The sequence below is a fragment of the Ancylobacter sp. FA202 genome (assembly GCF_000380205.1).
Classification (GTDB): Bacteria; Pseudomonadota; Alphaproteobacteria; order Rhizobiales; family Xanthobacteraceae; genus Ancylobacter.
In genome coordinates this window covers 4,419,509-4,440,770 of record NZ_KB904818.1, presented here as the reverse complement: position 1 = coordinate 4,440,770, position 21,262 = coordinate 4,419,509, and the positions used below count along the sequence as shown (strand labels likewise).

Genomic DNA, 21,262 nt, shown 5'->3' with positions numbered 1-21,262 from the left:
TGGAGCATCGCTGCCGACACGGAATATTTTCTTCGGACGAAACGGACGCGAGTGGCGCATGCGCGGAGGATCAAGGGCATCCCCCCACTCGCCAAGGGGCCGATTCTACGCCGCAGAACAACCGCGTGCAGCAGGGCGAAAATACTTGCCAGATGCGGCGCGGGAGTCTTTCCCGGGATACGCTTGGTGGAGCGGTCTGGCGGCAACGACCCATACTTGGCGTTCGCCTGCCCTTGCAGCGAAGTCTACTTTGCGCCCCCATTCGGCCATTGCGGAAAAAATCACCGATCCCGAAACCCGCCCTTCGTTCATGCTGCACTAAACACCAGGCTTGATGGAAAGCAGCCCGTTCAATTCCGGCAGAATTGGTGTAATCGGACGGCCGCTCGTACCGATCGCCTTAGACTAAGAGCTGATCGACTTAACCCGCTTCAAAAGAACTGCATTCTTCCTCCTCCCCGCTGGACACCGGATTTGATCTGCGCGACGATCTCCAGATGGCTGGTCAAGATCAGAAACTCACAAGCATTCCTCTCCCGATCATCGCCCAGTTGGACGGCCGAGACGCAGCGCTCTGGCTAGTTGACGACGGCTCCACGGATGCACGCGCCGCCGCCTCGCTCTGCCGCCTACCATGGAGCGTTGTGCTCTCTGAACGCTCGGACAAGCCCTTTACAACCGAAATCGAGACTCCCGAGGCGATTGACGACCCATTGGTTCTTCGCCGAGGCCTGATCCACCTCGTCGAGACGGATCCCGCGGATGTGGTTTTGCCACGGCGGCACCTGGCTGTGCTCCTTCTTAACGGACGGCAAAGTGAGCGACGAACCGGCCTCACCGCACTGACGCGCCGGCTAACGATGCTTCAAGCGCTCCGCCGTCGCCCAGCCCACCACCTGATCGTAGTCGTATCTGGGCGCTTCGCCATACCAGAAGACCTGGACGCACTATGGGAAGACGGTTTCAGGACCCTCATTACGTTCGTATCGGACGACGCAGACGCGGACGGAACGATTCGTCAGTGGCAGCGCGACCGGGGCGGAACGCCTGTTGGTCTGCTCAGGGCATCGATCTCCGAGTTCGCCGCCTCGCTGCGGGGAGAGTACCTGCGCGGCCGGGACGGCGCCCTCTTGGTCAGGATTCGCGACGAGCAAGGGAAATTGCGCGACGTTGTCGCTACCGGGCTGGACGACCCCCAACGTCCGGTGCTGGCTTCCTACGATCTACTCGGGGTCGACGCGCTCACGCCACTCCAACCCGCAGATCTCGCCGCCGACGAAGTGGATGGGTTCTTCGCCGATCCCGCCGCTTCTTGGCGGCCCTACGCCGCTGGGATGCCGTGGCAGCGGGATCCGAACGCCTGGGAGACCCTTCGCACGCGGCTAAGACGGCTCGACCGTCGCGGCGTGGAAGAGAACCGCATCCTCTACCTCTCGTGCGAGCCCGGCGCGGGTGCCACAACGTTGCTTCGCGATCTCGCTTGGCGCGCGGCGTCGAACGGCTACCCGACTCTCGTCGCGAAACGGGGCGCCTCGCCGGGAACTGGACTCGAGATGTCCGGGCTACTAACCAGGCTAGTCAATGAACGCCCTCAGGCTGAAATCTCCGAAATTTACGAGGCGCCGTGTGTGCTCGTATTTGATCAGGGACACTGGGAGGGACGGGAGGCAGAACTCCTCAGCTACGCTAGGGAGATCGCCACAAGCGGCCGCCGGGTCTGCATGCTGCTCGCGACCGGGCCGCTCGTCGGAGTAGGCATCCTGTCCGACCACAGGTTCGTCGCTCTCGCTAATCTCACACATCGCGTCGCAGCGAACGATGCCGTCCTGCTCGGCCGCCACCTCAACCGCTTTCTCGTTCCGCATGGGACGGACAGATCGGAGGCCGAATGGCGAGCCTTCTTCGACACCTCAGCGGTGGGCACGTCGCGCAGCATCGCGGCATTCTGGATTGTCCTATCTTTCTGGCTGCAGCGGCAAGTCGACCTCGGGGAGACCGTGCAGTCTCGTGTTTACCGTGCGTTCCGCGACACAGTTACGGACGCGGAAATCCGGACGGCCCTGCTCAGGATCGCCGCCTTCAGTACTGTTCGGGAGCCTCTACCAGACGAACTGCTCCCACCCTCAGCGGGATGGCCCATCTCGGACCGCATTGAGGATATGCGGAAAGAGCTAGGTGTCCTTGGCCTCGTCGAGTTCCGCGCTGAGACCGAACGCTATTGGGCGATGGCGCACAGTCTCCTAGGGCGTTATCTGATCAACGGCCTCTTTTACGACCAGCCGGCTAGGGAGGTCGAGGGTTACGGGGCGGCGACCAATCCCGAACACATGCGCTTCCTAATCCTGCGGGATATCTCCGCATCGCCGATCTTACAGAGTGTCTATCTGCGCGAAGTGGCGGAGTCTTTCGCCGTCTCGATCTTCAAAATCGACCCGAGCCGGGGCTACGGAGTTTTCGCCCCATACTGGCGGGAGGTCCTCGCGGCCCTCGATAACATGCCGCGCTCTTTGCGCGCCCCCAGCCGTACCTTTCTGCACCATTGCGCCATATCCAGGCGGCGCATCGCATCCGACCCGGACCTCTTCCATCTTAGCGGCGATGAGCGAGTCGACATCTTGCGAAGAGCGGCAGAGGACTTGCAGACCGCACTGCGACTCGACGCCGAGGAAGGAGGCGAGTCTGATATCAACATCTACAACTCGCTCGCGCACGCGCTTTACGACCTTGCTGACGCCGAATTGGCTGCGGGCCACGATCCGGCAAGCGTCGAAGCATCACGGAAGGCCGCCGAGGCGACAACCCGACGCGCATATGGCTTGAACCCGGACAACTCCTTCGTGGTTGAGACCTACGGACGTGCCCTGTTGGCCGAGGGAGCGGCGGATCTTGCCGTGGCTGCATCGCGGGCACTGGAGGTCCTCGCGCTCGTCTACGGCCTTATGGAGCGGCCGGGATCCGAGCCGAGGCGCAACGCGCTCGGCAGGCTAGCAGAGAGCGCATTCGCGCTCCTGATGGCGAGCGGGGGCGCTGGCGACAGGGATCTAAACACCGAGACCGGCGCCATCGCGGCAGCCTTAGCGCAGCTGGGCGAAGGTGTGCGACATCAGAAGAACCTGTCCCTAGCAGATTTACCTCCGGCGAACCGTGCCGCGGCCGCAGAGATGCTCTCCGGCCCGTTGCTGACCGGCAACGTGCAGGCAGTGAAGTTGCGCTACCTGCTCACCGTCATCGATGATCCGGCGAACTTCGATCTGCAACTGGAGCTTCTGCAGTCGCTGAACGGCAGTGGCCCGGCCTTCACGCCGCAGATGCAATTGGAGTTGGCCGTCCTGATGTTCCAGCGCGACCGCGCGCACGAGGGCGAGATTCAGTTCCGTCGCCTTCGCGGCCTATGGCGCAAGGGTGAACATTTCGTCGAGGTACCGCCGCGGCTTCAATGGCTCCTGGGTTTGTCCGGCGGCGATCGACGACAGGTGCGCGCTCGGGTGACGGCGAACACCGACGGACGAGCGTTTGCCAAGGTGTCGGAGCTCGACAACGTTGAGGTGCCCTTCCGCGCGGAGCAGTTCGGACAGCCAAGGTTCGCTCCTGGAGCCCCGCTGGCCGGGTTCATCATCTTCGGACACAACGGTCCGCTGCTCCGGCCCCTCACGGCGCCCTGGAGATGAGCGGCGTCGTCGAACAAATGGCCGCCCTTCTGGGCTGGCCCATCGCGCGTGTGAATGTGATTGTGGAAGGGACCTCCGACGTAGCGTACCTAACGCGAGCATCTGATCTGCATGCGGAGCGGCACGGACGACCGCTGATCGACGCTGATCTCGCGGTCTTGGCGGCCGGGAAAGGGAACGACGGCGGTGTGGATGGCGTAAGTAGGCGTCTCGGGATGTTCCTGCAGCTAGCGGACGTAGACCGGGACGCCACAGGCGCGACCCGGTTCCGTTTCGCGGGACTGCTGGACAACGACATCGCCGGCCGCCGAGTGTTCACCACGGCGGATCCGATCATCGGTAGGTATGAGGATCTTTTCGTGCTCCGGCCCGTCATGCCTGCGTTCCCCGCAGGCTACGATCGCAAGTTGGTAGTCACCCAAGCCAACCTGGCATTCGCAACTTTGGATTGGGAAATCGAAGACCTCTGCTCTCAACGCCTGATCGCAATGCTGTCGGCCAGCTTCCCCGGCGCGGTGTTATCGTCGACCATCAACGGCGCGTACACGCATCATGAATTACATGATGACGCGAAGCCAGAGCTCAAGCGCATATTCCTCGAACACGCTAACTTCGAGGACGCGCTGGGTATGATCGCACTTCTTCGCATCCTGCGGGAATACTTACTTCTGCCCTACAACTTTATTCAATCACGACCTTGAGGCGCAGAGGCTAACGGCCATTGAACGACCGTACCTACATCTTCTAGCGCTAGGGAAAGCCTGAAACCGGCGTCTGCTAAGAGGGAGCAGTCGCCTGAAGCCCGCCATTCCGCAATCGGCCCCGATTGCACCGTTCCCATCTTGAGTGGGCGGCTCGTAGTTTTGCCTCTACGGCGCTTCCGGCCCTGCTGCTGAAGCGGATTGCCAACGTGGCAACGCGCCATCGCGCGTCGCGTGAGCTGCGTAGAGATTCGCTTCTCGAACCCTCAGCACTTAGGCCGCCTCCCACACCTTGTTGAGAATCTGGGCCGCGAGAGCCGCCTTATCCTGAGGCAGAAAGCGCCCGTAGTGCTTGGCGACCATCTCCGGGGTGTCCTGGATGGCGTAGCTCGCCTGCTCGTAGGAGCCGGTCTTCTTGAGGATATGGGTCGCGAGCACGTCGCGGACATTGTGCGGGCCGTGCGGCAGGAGGCCCTTGATGGCGCCGCGGCCGGTATAGGGGTTGTGGATGCCATAGCGCTGGATCGCCAGGCGCCAGGCCTCATAGAAGGTGTTCTGGCAGTACGCGGCATCCTTGCTGGTGAGTTTCACCGTCTTGACGAACAGCGTGCCCGGGTCGGCAGCATGCTTCAGCAGCACCCGGCGGTGCCGATCGATATAGGCCTCGAGATAGTGATAGAGGCCGCCGAGGTCGGGCAGGATCAGCCGGAACGGCTTGCTGCCGAAGAAGGACGAGTTCGCGTTCTTGAAGGCGATGGAAGGGATAAGAACCTCCCATCCCTGATCGCGCTCGCTCCAGCGCAACTCGCCACGCTTCATCTCCGCGAGGCGCCGCTCCGAGGTTGGCAGGTCGCCGCGCGGACAGACGAGGAGCTGACGCAGGTTCTTCTGCCGCAGCCCGAGATGCAGGCCGAGCCGCAGCATGAGGAACGCCCGCACCGCCTCGGCCGCCGCGCGCGGGTAGCGCTTCTCGTCCGGCATCAGCCGCAGGATCTCCTCAGTGATCTTGCGATACTCGGCGACCGGGCTGTCCGCCTCCAGAACCGCGATAATCGGCTCGAAGGGATCACGGTGGATACGGGCTACGCGCTGCACCTCCCGTGCGCGGGCGAGGCCATGGCGATGCATCTGCTCGCAGGCCGCGTCCCAGTCAGCACGGGCAGCGGCAACGTCGCGCTCGGTGATCAAATTGGGAATAGGACGGATGCGTTCCGCCAGTTGCGGGTTCTGCCGCAGCCAGCCTGTCTCGGCGCGGGTGAGCGCGGCAGCAATCCGCAGCATGTCGACCTCCCACGCGGTGTAGAAGCCGCGCCGACGCTCGCGCCATTGGATGTACCAGTCCCACACAATCGGGAAGACCAGTAGGCCGAAGCTCAGATTCTCCAACGGAACGCCAAAGCCGTGGACCGCGCCGCTGGGTGAGGCCGCCAGCGCACCGAACATCAGACCGAGATGCTCGACCTTCTGGGATGCCGTCTCCTCGCCCCAGACACCGTTGCGCTGATAGCCGAAGGCCGTCAGCGTCGCCGTCTTGAACCGGATGAGATCGGCCATCTCCTCGGCCAGCTGGGGCGGCGCATCGAGCGCCGCACTTGCGAGATCCGGATCCGGCAGCGATCCATCCGCCTCCCGGCAAAACCGGTTCAGCCCGCGCGGCCGGGCGGATTGGTCGAGCAGGCCGGGAAACCGGATCGAATAGCGCTGCTTCATGGCGGCTGCCTGGAAGCGCCGATAGTCGGTCGTTCCCGTGATCACCACCCGCTGCACCCACTCAAGGATCTCCTCCCGCTCCTTCAACGGGCGCCGATCAAAATCATGCGGTAGGTGCCAGGCGAGGCGTCGCCGCTCGGCTCGACTGATGCCGGCGATGGTCCCCGCCGATGTGCACCGATCTCCGTTCGGCAGCTTCGAACGGAAGTAACCCGGCGGCAGACGGTAGCGCCGCTCGATGAGCTCCAGCGCCGCGAGACTTCGGGAGGCGCGCGGCACCTTCACGCCGCGGCGCCACATTTTAAGCGCGGAGGCGTCGACCTGGCCCGCGCTCGCCTCAAGGACACGGGCGAGATGCATCGCGGAGTCGCCATGGCGGCGCATGTGAAGATCGAGCGCATCGGCGAATGAGGGCGGGTCCGTCCAAGGCCGGCCGTCGCTCTCGGGGAACTCGACGATCGGCTTTGCCCGAGGGCCGCGTCGACGCGGCACAGCGTCGAGCCGCTGAGCATCACGCTGAAGCTTGCTCCTCTCCAAGCGGGACGGTGCCCGGCGCGCTGCGGCACGCTTCACCGTGACGTGGCCGCGGCGCGCCAGTTCACGGCGCAGCGCATCAAGGCCTGGCGCAAGCGCGGGGCCGGCACGCTGCAGATCGGCGTGATCCACGTCACAGGCGTGAGCAATCGCGTGCCAGTCATAGTCGCGCTCCGTCAGGGGCGGTGGCACGCGCGCAGCGAGGAGATCGAGCAGCCAGTTCTGAAACAGGTCGGCGTCGCGAGACGACAGGACGGTCGTGGCACGCTGCTGGCAGAACTTCACCAACATGCGCGCGAAGCTCGTACGGGGCATCGGCGGTCAGTGCAGGCACGTTGTGGAGAGGCGACTCGCCTCGGTCAGGGGCGGCGTTTCTGCCGAGAAGCCGCTCGCTCTGCTACGCCCCAGAAGTGGCAGGCCTCGCGATCCAAAACCGAGGGGTGATGGCCCTCAGCGGGCATCAGACGATGACAATGTGCGACTAAGCGTTCGAATAGAAAGATTCCTGCTGGTCCTGCACATTGTTATCAAGTGGCGTAATGTGTCTAGATCAAGCAAATACCCTGCAAAAACAACCATCCGACCGCCGCGCAATGTTCGCGCTTTTATCCTGCCCTCAAGCTAGCCCGCTTCGCCGGCCCGAAACGAGACCACGTCTCATCGCTGCGATACTATGACGGAGCGGCAGAAAACGCGCCGTGGGCGCCGAGCGCTACCGGCTGTTCGTCAGGCCCTCCGGAAATGCGATGCCAGACTGGTGCAGGCACCGCCACGTGGGCAGCGACGTCGCCATTCAACGCCTTGCCTGAAGCGAAGCGGCTGTCGGTGCCCCGCTCAAGACTGGCGATCGCGGTGCGAAAAAGCTGCAAAGGAACTGCCGCCGAACCGCGCTGAAGCCTCAGCGATCTTGCGCAGGAGCTGCGGTCGCTGAGGCCTATGCCGGCGCTGGCGGCTTGCGGAAGCGCACACCGGCGCCGCCGCCATTCTCTGGAATGAACTCTATGCCGGCGGCTTCGAACGCCGCTCGAATGGCCAAAAGCGTGCTCGCGTGAGCGGCGTAGTCGTTCTCGATCCGTGTCACCGTCGCAGCAGTTATGCCGGCATGGTTGGCGAGATCGCGTACGCCCCATCGCAGCGCCGCGCGCGCCATTCGAACCTGTTCAGACGTTAGCAAATTTATACCTTGACATAATTTCTCGGCGATTCAGACTCGTCTTCTTCGCTGCCCAGCAGTGAAGCGGCCAAGCGGAGCGGTTGCAACGCTCTACTTGGCCTGACCACAACCAAGCTGCGTGGAGCTCGGATCATGGCTGATTCTGAGATTAGCATGAGTCTGTCCCGACCATCCCGGAGGGACCTTCTCTCTGCCGCCCTGGCGACGGTCGGCGGCTCTTCCTTCAACAGTTCGGCTGCAGCCGCACCGCAGGATGGCGGCACGACAGATGCCGCCTTCATCGCGTGGAAGGCGTGGCGCGCCGCGCATCGGCGCACGCTCGCTCTGTGTCGGAAGCAGCAGCGACTGGAGTCTGAGCTGGTGCGGACGATCGGCTTTCCGCAGGTGGTTCTTGCTGCAGCCGAGTTGCCCTCGCCGGTACGCATCACCTCCTTGCGCCAGTTTGATGAGCTTTCAGTCGATCTGCCGCCGCTTTGCTCACGGCGCGCCGAAATCGCCGCAGTTCTGCGCGCGCATCAGCAGCGTTGGGACGACGCGGATCGCGCAATCGGCTACTCCGCCACCCGGCAGGAAGAAGCGTCGGCATCCGCCGATGAAGAGCGCCTCATCGCGGAGCTGTTTGCAGCGGAAGCAACCTCTCTCAGCACTCTCTCAGCGAAACTCGACGTGCTGATCTCGGTAGGTGCCGAAGGCGCAGAGGGGCGGCATTTCCCGTGGCCGGAGCTGCGGCGCCTCCGCAGGGATGTTGCGCGATTGGTGCAGTTGCACCCGCAGTATAAGGCCACCTTCACTTCTTGAAGCGGAGCCTGCGATGCCGGCGCATAAGCAGGACGGGTGCCGATGCACGGTTTGTTTGGTCACGAAGGGTGAAAAGCCTTGGCGAGGCCGCCAGAACATAATAGGAACGTATTGCATAGATTCTCGTCGGGAGGGCAGGGTTTGAGTCGATCGGTTGGGAAGGCCGGGGCGGCAAAGCGCGGTCCGGATTTGCCTCAAAACTTCTCGGTTGTTGACCTGTTCTGCGGTGCCGGTGGGCTGTCCGAAGGTTTCAGGCAGGCTGGCTTTACCATTCTTGCTGGCAGCGACAACGATCCCGACGCCTTGGCGACTTTTGCTCTGAATTTTCCGAGGGCCCAGTCTATTTTGGGCGACCTTCGGCGAGATGCGGTCAAAGCGCAAATTCTTGATCAAGCTCGCAGGGCTACCGTCCTCGTCGGCGGCCCTCCTTGTCAGGCGTTCTCGCAGGTTCGCAACCACAGCCGATTGATTGATGATCCTCGTAATTCGCTCTATCGCGAGTTCGTCGACACGTTGCGCACCGCTTTGCCCCCAGCTTTCGTCATGGAGAATGTGACGGGCATGGACCAGATGGGGGTGCGAGAGCAGATTTTAGCTGACTTGGCACTCGACAGGGAATACGACGTGCAAGCTCAGGTTGTCGATGCGTCTGACTTTGGCGTGCCTCAGACTCGGAAACGTCTGTTGTTTCGCGGTGTTCGGCGCGGCACTCGTATGTCGCTCCCAGCTCTCAAAGGCTCTGGTGCTACGGACTCCGTGGCGTTGGCACGCTTCACGGGTGATCGCAAACCGCGTTACCAGCTCGTCGTACAGCAAAACCTCCTGAGCATGACGCTCGCAGACGCCCTAGCGGACACGGAAAATCTAACGGCGGTCACTGCCGCGCAAGCAATCTCCGATCTCGCCGGTTTGCCGATGGGACACCGGGCGGACGATCTGAATTGGAGCGACCTCCCGGAACCACAGAGCGCGTATCAGCGCTTGATGCGCACGGATGCGCCTGAGCGGCTTGCGAATGTTCAGGTTCCTAGGATTAACAAGGATACTGAACTGCGGTTATGCGGCATTCCTCAGGGCGGAAATCACAGAGATCTGCAAGAGGAACTGCTCGATCGCTATCTTACAGGGCAGCGTTGGGGACAGGAAAACGGTAGCGGGAGGCTCTCGCGAAAGCACTTTTATGCGTACCGCCGCCTCCATCCAGAGCTCTGGGCATGGACGCTGAATACGAAGGCTGATTGCGTGTACCACTACGACGCGCCGCGTGCGCTTTCAGTACGCGAGCTCGCACGGCTTCAGTCATTTCCCGATCATTTTGTGTTCACGTCGGATAGGCGTCGAGGCCCGCTAGAAGGTCGGCACGATGGTGGCCCGGCTCACTCCCGTTATCGACAAGTTGGAAACGCCGTACCGCCGCTGCTGGCCAAAAGTGTAGCGGAGGGCCTGCTGAAAGAGCTTAATACCTCACGCGATCAAGAGAGGATTCGCGCGCAGGTAGGATGATGTCATGGCTGAGGGGGATATCCTCCAACCGGAACCAGACGGTACGGCAGGGAAGGAAGCGGTAGACCGCGCATTTGGTGCAGAAAACCGTAACCGACTGATAGATAGGTATTTTCAGGCATCGACAGACAAGGTCACGGCGGCGAATGCTTGGCAGCACGTCTATCGATTGTTGCTATGGTCTGACCCTACAACGGGATTGGCACATTGCTACGAGAGTGACAAATCACAACCAGGCAAGCCGTGGTATGCGCGTTCACTTGCATTCCATGATTGGCTCTGCAGGTCACTCGTGGCGGAACCAGGCACCCTAGCCTACGACATCGACTGGCTATTCATAAAGGCGTGCGCGGACTTGGCCGACGTCGTACTGCGCCGCGAAGCGCGGCAAGCACAAGTCGCCGCCCAGCAGCGGTTGCCTTATGGAGATCGGGGTTTTCCAGAGCCAGGAGCAGATCCCGAGCTTGCGGCAATCATCAAGGAGGCGCTTGGTCCCTTCTTCGCGACCGAGCCGCCGGCGGATCGTTGGCATACCGTCACGCAGAAGGTACGGCAGTTCTTAGCGGTACAGAACAAGCGCAAGAACCTCGTTGGCGAAGGCTTTGAGGATGTGCTCGCACAAATTGTTCGGCGTGCCAGTGGGGGAACTGACGAATCGGTTCGCGTCCGGAGCCTCCTTTATGAAATCCCAGGATTTAATCGTGCCCGGCAAGGAGGCAAGGAGAACAAGGTCGATCTCGCGATACTTCGGCCCACCATGCGGACTCTTGTAACGGCGAAATGGAGTGTTCGGGCGGACCGCGAGAAGCAGTTCCCAACGGAGTATGATGAATATATCAATGCTGAATCAGAGAATCAGAAGTTTCAATATGTATTTGTCACAAACGAGTTTGATCCTGCGCGATTAATGCGTGCATGTGAGAGTCTTTACAGAAACAATCCAATGTTCGATCACGTAGTGCACATAAGCACCGACGCTGTACAAGCGACCTATGGAGAACTGGCCGGATCGCGTAATGCTGCAAATTCGCGCCGTCGGGTTGTTGAACACATTGAGCGTGGACGTTTGATTAGTTTGGAGCAATGGCTATCGACATTGGTTACCCAGTAAACGCGCGGGATAGCAACAGCCTTGACGAGAGATGGATAAGCTCGACCTAAGTCGCCGTAGCGCCAATATGCGCGCCATTCGTTCCAAAGACACAAAGCCAGAATTGATGGTTAGAAGGGCGCTGCGCGCATTAGGGTTCACAGGTTACCGTCTACATCGCAAGGATCTACCGGGTAAGCCGGACATCGCATTCATAGGAAAAACGAAAGCGATTTTCGTTCATGGGTGCTTCTGGCATGGACACGATTGCCGTGAAGGCGCACGGACGACACGTTCCAATCAACACTATTGGATACCAAAGATATCAGGAAATCGAGAGCGCGATGCGCGCCACGCTAGAGATTTAGTCGAAAGGGGCTGGAAGGTTTTGATAATTTGGGAATGTGAAGTCGGCAAAGACGACCTAACACGGCGCCTCAAAGCTTTTATTTGTGATTAAGACAGCGCCGCAGGCGGCGCGATCTTTGTTGTCGATATGCTCGCTCACCTACGGCCGTCAACACAGGGCGGGAACGGCGCTCAACCTGTTTCCAGGCGGCTGCTAAACCAATTCAATTTCAACAACATACGTGTTCATATTTTCACTCTGATCGGCGCGCCAGGCTTTTTGAATGTCCGCATGTCGTTGGTTGCGTCAGATAATCACTGACGCAAATCCAAGCATGACTCCCAAATGAGTCCCAGAAATGTGTACCCGCGGGCGCGTCTCGGCTGTGTCGGAGCGACTCAGCGTCGTCAGTGATCGTGTTCGCGAAGGCGTCTGAGATTCGACGCGCGGTTCCGTTCGCGCGTCTCGTTTCGCTCACACGGCCTCACCTGCGGCATTCCTCGGCCGCACCCGGACGAACATGTCGACGACACTTCTCACGGGCCCCTCAGCCAGCGGGCCATGCGGCGGTCAGAATCGGACCTGCAATTGACCGGAGACGACACTCTGCTGGGCGCTTGAGGCGAGTTGGCCATCGTATTTCACCCCGAGCCGCGTGTTTGGGTCGACCTCATAGGACAGCCCGCCGCCGAAGACGAAGGTGTCTGTTGCAATTGGCGCGCCGTCGATGGTGAAGGGCGCGGAGCCGCTGGCGAAACTCATGACGGCTGCCGGAACGGTGTCGCCAAAGGCATGCTGCCAGCCGAGGGTGAAGCTGGTGGTGAACGCAACGCCGTTCACCTCAATGTCGCGGCCGCCGCGCAGCCCCAGCGTGGAGTAGAGCGTATCCATGGCGCCGGCGTTCACCGCCAGCGCCGAGGTCGAACCGATCTCGGCCGTGTTCCAGCCATCAAGGTGCAGATAGGCAAGGCCGATAAAGGGTTCCAGATCGACGGGGCCGACAGACAATCCATAGCCGAGCTCGCCAAAGACCTGCGCCGAGCTCGCGGTCACGTCGCTGCTGTTCGTGCCGTCATAGCCGGCAAAGGCGACCGTGCGCGACATCGACATGTCGTGCCACGCATAGCCCGCCCCCAGCCGCAGGGCGAGCGCCCCTAGCTGCGTGGCGCTGTAAAGACCGAGTTCGTAATTATCCATCGAGCCGGACGACACGCGGTCGGAAACGTCAAACCAGGAGCGGCTGTAGCCGCCATAGGCGCCGAGCCGCCAGTCCTCGGTGAACGCCGCATCGAAGCCGCCAACGAAGCCGCCGATCGTGTCCGAGACCGCCGCCGCGTTGCCGTTGGACGCGATGTCGCCCTGGGCGCCAAAGCCCTGCATCCACATGACGGCCGCGACATCGGCGCCGAAACCAGCCGTCTGCGGCCCGTTCGCCGCATAGGCGAGAGGCGCCCCGTTCGTCCCGACCGAGGCCTGCCGCAGCCGGTCGATGACCGCCTCGCGCGTGAACACGGACTGCTGCTGGATCACCGATGCCGTTGTGGCGTAGATCTCGCCGGACAGGGCGTCGAAGGCTAAAAAGGCCTCCGATTTCAACTGCGAAGCGACGGCATCATAGACCTCGTTGCCGGCCCCGAGCGACTCGATGCCGTTCGCCGTCGAGAACTGGTTGAAGGTGTGCGCCTCCCGCCAGAAGGGAATGTCCTTGCGCACGATGTTCAGGATGACCGCGTCGTCTTCATAGTCCGGCAGGATGTCCAGAAAGGCGAAATTGGTCGTCACCGTGCCGAACACCCCGTGAACACCCTCGGTGGCGGTGAGGACGGTGTAGCTGGTGTAGTTTGCGTAGGAGCCACGCTCGGCATGCACGTCGAGCGTCGTGCCGGCGTCGATGCCGACCTCGCCATTGACGGCGATCAGGTCGTTGCCGTTGCCCGCGGTGATGTCCGCCCGGTAGGTCGAGCCGCTGGAAAGGGTCATCTTGCCATTGATCTCAAGCGTTCCCGGCGAATAGCCCGGCGAGACGGTGCCCCCATCGAGGACATCAAGCAGACCGATGCTGCCGGTGCCGCTGAGGACGCCCCTCGCGCCGATGCTGAAATTGGCGTCTGTCTCGGTGTCGCGCTTGAGAATGACATGCGCGTCTTTGGTCTGGATGAGGCCCGCATAGGTCGAGCCCACGAAGTCGACCGTGCCGCCTCCCTCCAGGATCACCTGGCCGGTGCCACTGAGGTCGACCGGGAAGGTATAGCGCCCCGCAAGGTCGTAGATGAGCGTGCCGCTGTTGACGATCGGGCCGCTGACCCAACCGGCCGTGCCACCATCGCCGATCTGCAGCGTGCCGCTATCAATGGTCGTGCCGCCGGTGTGGAAGGCAGTCCCGGTGACGACCAGCTTCCCCACCCCCTTGACGGTCAGACTGCCGGTGCCGCCGATATCATCGGCGAAGGTGCCGGCGGCGGACTGGTCGAAGACCAGCGCACCGTTGTCGAGCACGTCGCCGCGAATGGAGGCGGTGGTGCCGACGACCGTACCGGCATGAATGATGAGGCCGCCATAGGCATTGGCGCCGTTCAAGGTGAGCCGTCCCTCGCCGGTTTTGGTCAACACGCCCGTACCCGTCACCCTGCCGGACACCGCGAGGAAGCGGTCGCCCGTCACCTCGATGACCGCGCCGGCCGCGCTGAGGGCGACGTCGCGCGCGGTACTGAAGCTGTGCAGCACCTTCAGCGCCGCGCCGTCCAGCGACAGCGCGGTGCCGGCCTTGCCCAGGCTCTCATCGGCATGCACCGCCAGCGTCGCGCCCGACACTGAGGTGCCGCCCGCATAGGTGTTGATGCCACCGAGTTCCAGCGTGCCGCCGCCGGCGAGAAGCAGCCCGCCATCGCCGCCCACCCTGCCGGTGAGTGTCAGCGTAATGCCCGTGCCGACACTGAACCCGCCACTACCGGTGAGCGTCACCGCCCGCGCGCTGGCGAAGGAGGCCGTGGGCGCCAGAACGCCGCCCGCGAGGGTGAGGGAGCCGGCCGCTGCACCGAGATTGCCGTCGGAAGCGACCTGCAGCGTGGCGCCCGAACCGACGCTCGTGCCGCCGGCATAGGTGTTGGCGCCGGTGAGCGTGAGCGTGCCCGCGCCATATTGCGCCACCGTGCCGCTGCCGGAAATGACGCCGCCAAAGGTGACCGCGTCGGCGCGGTTGAAGGCGAGCGTCCCGTCATTGACCACGTTGCCGGTGATCGCTCCCGACGTGCCGCCATTGCCGAGCACCAGCGTGCCGGCGGCGATGCGCGTGCCGCCGGTGTAGCTGCCCGTCCCGGTCAGCACCAGCGCGCCCGTGCCGGCCTGCACCAGCGTGCCCGCGCCCGAAATGGCGCCGGCATAGACAATGTTGTCGGAGCGGTTGAAGACCAGCGTGCCCGCATTCGCGACATTGCCGGAGATCGTCCCGGAGGTTCCGCCGTCGCCGACCTGCAGCGTGCCGGCTTCCACGACGGTGTTGCCGCCATAGCCGTTGCTGCCCGTCAGCACGAGCGTCCCGAGGCCGCTCTTGGTGAAGTCGCCCGTCCCGCCAAGGACGCCGGACAAGGTGAACACCGCCGCATCGGCGACGCGGATTGTGCCGCCGCCGACAAGTGCCACGGTGCGCGCGCTGGCAAAGCCCTGTTCGGCGGCCAGCGTGCCGCCGGCGAGCGTGATCCCGCCGCTCAATGCCCCAAGGGCGGAATCGGCGGTGACGTGAATGGCGCTGCCGGCGCCGATGCCGGTCCCCCCGGCGTAGCTGTTGTCGCCCATCAGGATCAGAGCGCCGGGGCCGACCTGCACCACGCTGCCACTGCCCGAGATGACGTTGTCGAACCGCGTTTCGTCGGAGCGGGCGAAAACCAGTGTGCCATTGTCGACGATCGGGCCGGAGATCCGGCCTGTCGTGCCGCCATTGCCGATCTGAACCGTGCCCTGGTCGATCCGCACCCCACCGATGGCGTCGACATCGCCCGTCACAACCAGCGTGCCGGTGCCTGCCTGCACCACCGTCCCCTGCCCTGAAACGTGGTTGCTGAAGCCGAAATCGTCGCTGCGGTTGAAGGCAAGGGTCGCATCATTGACGATCGCGCCGCGGATCGAGCCCGTGGTGCCGCCATTGCCCAGCTGCAGAACGCCGGAGTGGATCGTCGTCGTGCCTTCATAGTTGTTGTCGGCGGCAAGGATCAGCGTGCCGTCGTCCCGTTTCGTCAGGCCGCCATCGCCACTCACCGCGGAGGTCAGCTGCAGCGTCGTCCCAGTGGCGACGTTGAGCGTGCCGCCTCCCACTAGACCGACAGCGCGGGAGGTGGTGAAGCTCGCCGTGGTGGCGAGCGTGCCCTTCTCGATCACCAGCGGACCGGACACCTGCCCGAGATTGGCATCGGCGCTGACTTCAAGCGTACCGACCGAGACCAGCGTGCCGCCCGCATAGCTATTGGTGCCGGAGAGGACCAGCGTGCCGCTGCCGACCTGCGCCACGCCTCCCGTGCCGCTTATACCGCCCGCGAAGGTGATGACGTCGGAGCGGTAGAACGACAGACTACCATTATTGGTGACATTGCCGGCGATGCTGCCCGAGGTGCCGCCATTGCCGACGACGATCCCGCCAGCGGCAAGGGTGGTGCCGCCGGAATAGACGTTGGTGCCGGTGAGGACGAGCGTGCCCACCCCCTGCTTCACCAGCCCGCCCGTGCCGGTGATGGTGCCGGAGAACGTGGAACTGCTGGCGTCGTAACCCACCTGCAGCGTGTAGCTCTGCAGGTTCACCGCGCCGCTGCCTGCGAGCGAACCGATGCCTTCGTTCGCATCCAGCTGAAGCGTGCCCGCGGCCTCGATCCGCACGGCGGAGGCATCTGGAAGCGCCGCACCGCCTTGGGCCTCCAGCGTGCCCTCGGCGATCACCGTCGCGCCGCCATAGGTGTTGCTGCCGCTCAGTACGAGCGTGCCGAGCCCTTCCTTGCGCAGGCTGCCGGTGCCGGAGATGGTTCCGGAGAGGCCCAGCGTTTCGCCTGATGCCGTCTTCAGGCTACCGAAGCCCTCCAGCACCACCGCGCTGCCGAGAGTGAAGGAGCCGGTCGTCGCCAGCCCGCCGTCGGAAAGGGTGAGCACATTGCCGGCATCGCCCAGCGCCGATGCGCTGGCGACGCTGAGAAAGCCGCCGGAAACCTTGGTGCCACCGACATAGCTGTTGCTGCCGGTGAGGATGAGCGTGCCGGTGCCGATCTTCTCGATGCCGCCCGTGCCGCTGATCGGCGCGCTGATCGTCGCGGTGACGTCATGCCCCTCCACCCACAGCACGCCGCCGCCATCGACATGCAGGCTCGAAGCCGGCTCCGTGCCGTCGGCCTGGAGAACATAGCCGTCGGTGACAAATTCCAGCTTCTGGAAGGTCTGCTCGCCGTGAATCGTGACCGTGCCGGCGGTGCCGGTGAAGACGCCGGTCTGCCCGCCCCACGGGATCGTGTCGCCGCTGGAAGCGAGGTACCAGGTGTCACCGGTGGACGACCAGGTGCCCGAGCCGCCAAAGCTGGTGCCGTTGTCGGTAGTCCAGATCTGCAGCGGGCTGGCATCGCGAAGGAGCAGGTTCACGTGGCCGGGATTGCCGGTCTCGATGGTGCCGGTATAGGAGGCGGAATCGACAAGGCCCGACAGGTCGACCGAGGCGAAGCTGCCGCTGTTGGTGCCGGTATAGGTGAAGACGCGGTAGATGCCGGCGCCGTGCACGGCCTCGCCGGACACGCTCAGCGTGCCACCAAGCGCGAGATCGCCCGTCACCTCGGCGACGCCAGTATTGCCCGCCGCGCCCAGCGCCAGCGCGATATCGGCCGCATTGGCGAGGGTGAGCGAACCGGTGACGAGGGCGATGTGCTGGGGGTTGGGCTGGCCCGTCACGCCGCCGGCCAGCGTGCCGCCGGCCAGCACCGACACCGTGCCGGCGATGGTGCCGAAGCCCTGCAGCGTACCGCTATCCGCGACGCTGACCGAAGAGGTGGCCAGCGTGGCGCCGTAGAGGGCCAGCGTGCCGCTCGTCACCGACGTGCCGCCGGTAAAGCTGCTGGCGCCCGACAATGCGAGTTCGCCGGCGCCGATCTTCGTCAGTCCGCCGCTGCCACTGAAGGCGCCGGCCAGTGTCAGCACGGTGCCAGGCGCGACATCGAACGTGCCGTTGCCGGAACCCAGCGTCACGTTTCGCGCGGAGGTGAAGCTGGCCGTGGTGATGAGCTTGCCGCCATCGAGCGTGAGCCCGCCAATGGCTGCGCCGAGATTGCTGTCGGCCGACACCGCCACCGTGCCGCCGGACACAAGTGTGCCGCCGGTGTAGCTGTTGGCGCCACTCAGCACGAGCACGCCGTCGCCGGACTTGGTCAGCTGCGAGGTCGAAGTCTCGCCAATGGCGCCGCTCAGGGTCAGCGTTTGGCCCGAGGCAACGTCTATGCCGCCGGCCCCGCCGAGCACGACCTCGCGCGCGCTGCTGAAGGAGCCGGTCGCGGCCAGCGTGCCATTGGCGAGGCTGATGCCGCCATCCCCCGCGCCGAGATTGCCGTCGCTGCCGATCGACACCGTCGAGCCGTTGCTGATCGCGGTGCCGCCGGCATAGGTGTTGGCGCCGGACAGGGTCACCACGCCGCCGCCGATGGCGCTCACGCCACCCGTGCCCGAGATCGCGCCGCCGAAGCTCGGCGACGCACTGGAATTGAAGGCGAGCGTGCCGTTGTTGACGATATCGCCGGCGATCGCGCCCGCCACCGCCCCGCTGCCGAGGTTCAGCGTGCCGGCCGTGATGGTGGTGCCGCCCGTATAGGTGTTGCTAGCGTTGAAGGTCACCGGCGCATTGCCGGCATTGATCGTCACCGCGCCCGAACCGGAGATCACGTCCGCCAGCACCAGCTCCTGCGCAGGCGTCAGCACCAGCGTGCCATTATTGACGATGGGTGCGGCCTGGAACGTCGTGGCGGAGACGCCATCGCCGATCTGCACGATGCCGGCGGCGATGGTCAGGGCGGACAGGTCGTAGGTGCCGGTGAGGACCGTCGTGCCCGCGCCCTGTTTGACGAGGCTGCCATTGCTGATCGAGCCGCTGAAGCCCGTATCGGCGCCATTGCCGCCGAGGCTCAGCGTCGTGCCGGCAAGCGTGACCATGCCGCTGCCCGCGAGCCCGCCAATGGTTTCGCTGGCCTGCAGCTGCAATTGCGTGCCGCTGCCCACCGTCACGGCCGTGAGATCGCTGAGCGCCGCGCCGCCGGCCAGAACCAGCGTGCCGCCGCTGATGAGGGTCGGCCCGGTGAAGCTGTTGCTGCCCGAGAGGGTCAGCGTGCCGGTTCCCGCCTTCACGAGGCTGCCGCCATCCCCGGTGATGGCGCCGGCGAAGGTGAAGTCGTTCGCCGCCGCGACCGTGATGGTGGAACTGCCGAGGGAGAGGCTGCCATCGCCGGTGAGGCCGGCAACGGTCTGGTTTGAATTGAGCTGCAGGGTGGAGGACACACCGCCGGAGAAGGCGACGACGGTGCCGGAACCGAGAACAGACTGGGAATCAAGCACCAGCGTGCCGCCGGCGATGGTCAGCACACTCACATCGGCATCGACACCTTGCAGGGTAAGGGTGCCCGAGCCGGTCTTGGTGAGGCCGCCGGTCCCGGAGAAATTGCCCGAGAAGCTGGACGAGGCGTTGTTGGCGCCGACGGTGAGCGTATTGGTGCCGATAATGACGGCGCCGGCACCGGCGAGGCTGCCGGTCGCGATCGAGGTGTTGAGCTGGAGGGTCGCGCCCTCCTGCACCGTCACCGTCCCGTTTGAGCCAAGCGCCGTGGCGGAACCGGCGATCAGCGTGCCATCGGCAACCGTCACCGCGCCGGTGAAGCTGTTCGCCCCGCTCAGCAGCACCGTGCCCTGCCCGCTAAGAGTGAGGCCCCCACTGCTGCTGCCATCGCTGATGTTGCCGCTGATCTGCCCGGTCGTGGCATCAGGGGAGAAAATGGTCACATTGCCCGCGAGGGTGACAGCTCCCGTGAGATTTGTTGCCGGCCCATCCCCCTGAAAGGCGAATTCCAGCATGGTGCCGTCGGCGAGGCTCAGCGTGCCCGGCATTTCACCCAAGGGGAAGGCGCCGGCGACAGAGAGCGTGCCCTGCAGCACCGTGGTGGTGCCGGTGTACGCGTTGCTGGCGTCGAGGGCGAGCATCCCGCCGCCGGTGACGATCAGATTGCCGGGGCCCTGGATTTCCCCGCCGAGAATCAGCACCGTCCCGGTCTCGACGTCGAAGGTCGCGCCCGGCCCGCTGCCGCCGTACAAATCGATCGGCAGGTTGATCGCCATCGAAGCGGTTGTTGTCAGCTGCCCGGAATTGCTGATGAGCAGCTCGCTGGTGGGGTCGAGGGACAGGGGATCGTCGATCGACAGGGCCCCGTCCTGGATGTCCCAGCTCGCCCAGGAATAGGACTCGCCGGTCAGCGTCCAGCTCGTGTCGTCGATCACCTCATATTGGGAAAAACCGGAAAAGCTCGTGCCGATACTGCCGGCATCGAACACGCCGCCGCTGTCCCCGGCATTGCCGCCGAGGGCGAGGATGTTGAAGTCGCCGGAAACGGAGACACCGCCATTGGCGGCATAGCTCTGGGTGAGGACCAGTGTGTTTCCATTGCCGGTGATGGCGATTCCCGCCGACTGGCTGGCGGGATTGCCCCCCTGAATGCCGCCCGATGCCGTGCCAAACAGGGTGAGAACATTGTTGTCGCCCAAGATCAGGATGCCGTAGCCGCCAACGCCGCTGGTTCCCGAGAGAGAGATGCCGCCATCGCCGCCGGTGATCACTTGCCCCGCGTCGATGATCACATTCGTGGAGCTGCCCGCCATGACGAGGCCGTCGCCGCCGATGCCACCGAAGGTCGGGAGCAATCCATGGCCGCCCATGCCGCCATCGCCGCCATTGACGGAGCTCAGAACCTCCACCGTGCCGCCGGAGCCGTAGAGATAGACGCCGACGCCGGCATCGCCGCCATTGCCGGCGCCGCCCTGCAGCAGGACGGGAAAGTCGCCGCCATCATAGGTGAAGGAGGCGCCGCTGCCGCCATCGCCGCCGTCGCCACCGATCACATCATATTGGAGCGCGATGGGTGTCGGGCTGCCCTGAAGCTCGATGACCGCGCCATAGCCGCCCGCACCGGGTCCGCCGCCACCGCCGGCGACCCCCTCGAAATCCGTGTTGAACTCGCCGCCCTCGCCGCCATCACCGCCATCACCGCCGACCACGACGGTGTCCGGCGCGCTGGTCCCGACATAGGCGTGCGCGCCGCCGCCGCCGCCGCCGCCCGAGCCACCCAAATGGCCGTCCCCGCCATCCCCGCCATCCAGAAAGACCGGGCTTAAATCGGGGAGACCCGGCGTGCCGCCATCGCCATTATCCGTGAACCATTGCGGCGAATTGCCCGCCGCGCCCAAGCCGCCGGTCGTTCCACCCCCGCCGCCGCCGCCGCCGCCGCCCGGGGGGACTTCGATATAGGGTAGCCCGTTGCCGCCCGGCCCCGTCGGGTTGGTGGCGCCATTGATGGACTGACCGAGGGCCGGCGCGGCGGTTAGAAGGGCAGCGGAGGCCAGCAGAGCGGCCCGGAGCGAAGCTGTCGATTGTCGGGGTCGGCGCATCATGAATTCCGGTCCGCAACTTCACTGACTTCAGAATCTGCCCGCCGCCACACGCACACAGGCCTCATCTGGCTGGAT

The 21,262-nt window shown here is 64.2% G+C and carries 9 protein-coding genes; 6 read left to right on the top strand and 3 right to left on the bottom strand.

Features of this window, described 5'->3' with window-relative positions:
• Positions 1–497: 497 nt before the first annotated feature.
• Together A3M1_RS0120470 and A3M1_RS0120465 are read left to right on the top strand one after the other, a co-directional pair.
• Entirely contained in the window at positions 498–3,668 is a 3,171-nt protein-coding gene (locus A3M1_RS0120470; RefSeq protein WP_018390861.1) for a hypothetical protein, read from the top strand.
• Complete coding sequence (locus tag A3M1_RS0120465) at positions 3,665–4,369, top strand: hypothetical protein (protein ID WP_018963983.1); 705 nt, start codon at positions 3,665–3,667, stop codon at positions 4,367–4,369. The genes A3M1_RS0120470 and A3M1_RS0120465 overlap by 4 nt, the downstream gene beginning before the upstream one ends.
• Positions 4,370–4,642: 273 nt before the next feature.
• On the opposite strand, the gene A3M1_RS0120460 is transcribed toward A3M1_RS0120465, so the two are convergent.
• On the bottom strand, positions 4,643–6,904 hold the full coding sequence (locus A3M1_RS0120460; RefSeq protein WP_018390859.1) for a hypothetical protein: 2,262 nt from the start codon (positions 6,902–6,904) through the stop codon (positions 4,643–4,645).
• Positions 6,905–7,547: 643 nt separating this feature from the next.
• Positions 7,548–7,763, bottom strand: coding sequence for a helix-turn-helix transcriptional regulator (locus tag A3M1_RS0120455; protein WP_018390858.1), 216 nt, complete (start codon positions 7,761–7,763; stop codon positions 7,548–7,550).
• Between the two features lie 156 nt (positions 7,764–7,919).
• Between A3M1_RS0120455 and A3M1_RS0120450 the strand changes: the two genes are divergently transcribed.
• The 4 genes from A3M1_RS0120450 (at position 7,920) to A3M1_RS26050 (ending at position 11,638) form a co-directional block, all read left to right on the top strand.
• Positions 7,920–8,585, top strand: coding sequence for a hypothetical protein (locus A3M1_RS0120450; protein ID WP_018390857.1), 666 nt, complete (start codon positions 7,920–7,922; stop codon positions 8,583–8,585).
• A gap of 141 nt (positions 8,586–8,726) precedes the next feature.
• Positions 8,727–10,088 (top strand): DNA cytosine methyltransferase, encoded by a 1,362-nt coding sequence (locus A3M1_RS26060; RefSeq protein ID WP_245261782.1) that lies wholly within the window; start codon positions 8,727–8,729, stop codon positions 10,086–10,088.
• Between the two features lie 4 nt (positions 10,089–10,092).
• On the top strand, positions 10,093–11,199 hold the full coding sequence (locus tag A3M1_RS26055) for a hypothetical protein (RefSeq protein ID WP_081620327.1): 1,107 nt from the start codon (positions 10,093–10,095) through the stop codon (positions 11,197–11,199).
• A 31-nt stretch (positions 11,200–11,230) separates the two neighbouring features.
• Positions 11,231–11,638, top strand: a complete 408-nt coding sequence (locus A3M1_RS26050; RefSeq protein WP_018390856.1) for a very short patch repair endonuclease — start codon at positions 11,231–11,233, stop codon at positions 11,636–11,638.
• Between the two features lie 459 nt (positions 11,639–12,097).
• Here A3M1_RS26050 and A3M1_RS0120435 read toward each other — a convergent pair whose 3' ends face one another.
• Positions 12,098–21,184, bottom strand: a complete 9,087-nt coding sequence (locus tag A3M1_RS0120435) for an autotransporter-associated beta strand repeat-containing protein (protein ID WP_018963985.1) — start codon at positions 21,182–21,184, stop codon at positions 12,098–12,100.
• Positions 21,185–21,262 lie beyond the last annotated feature (78 nt).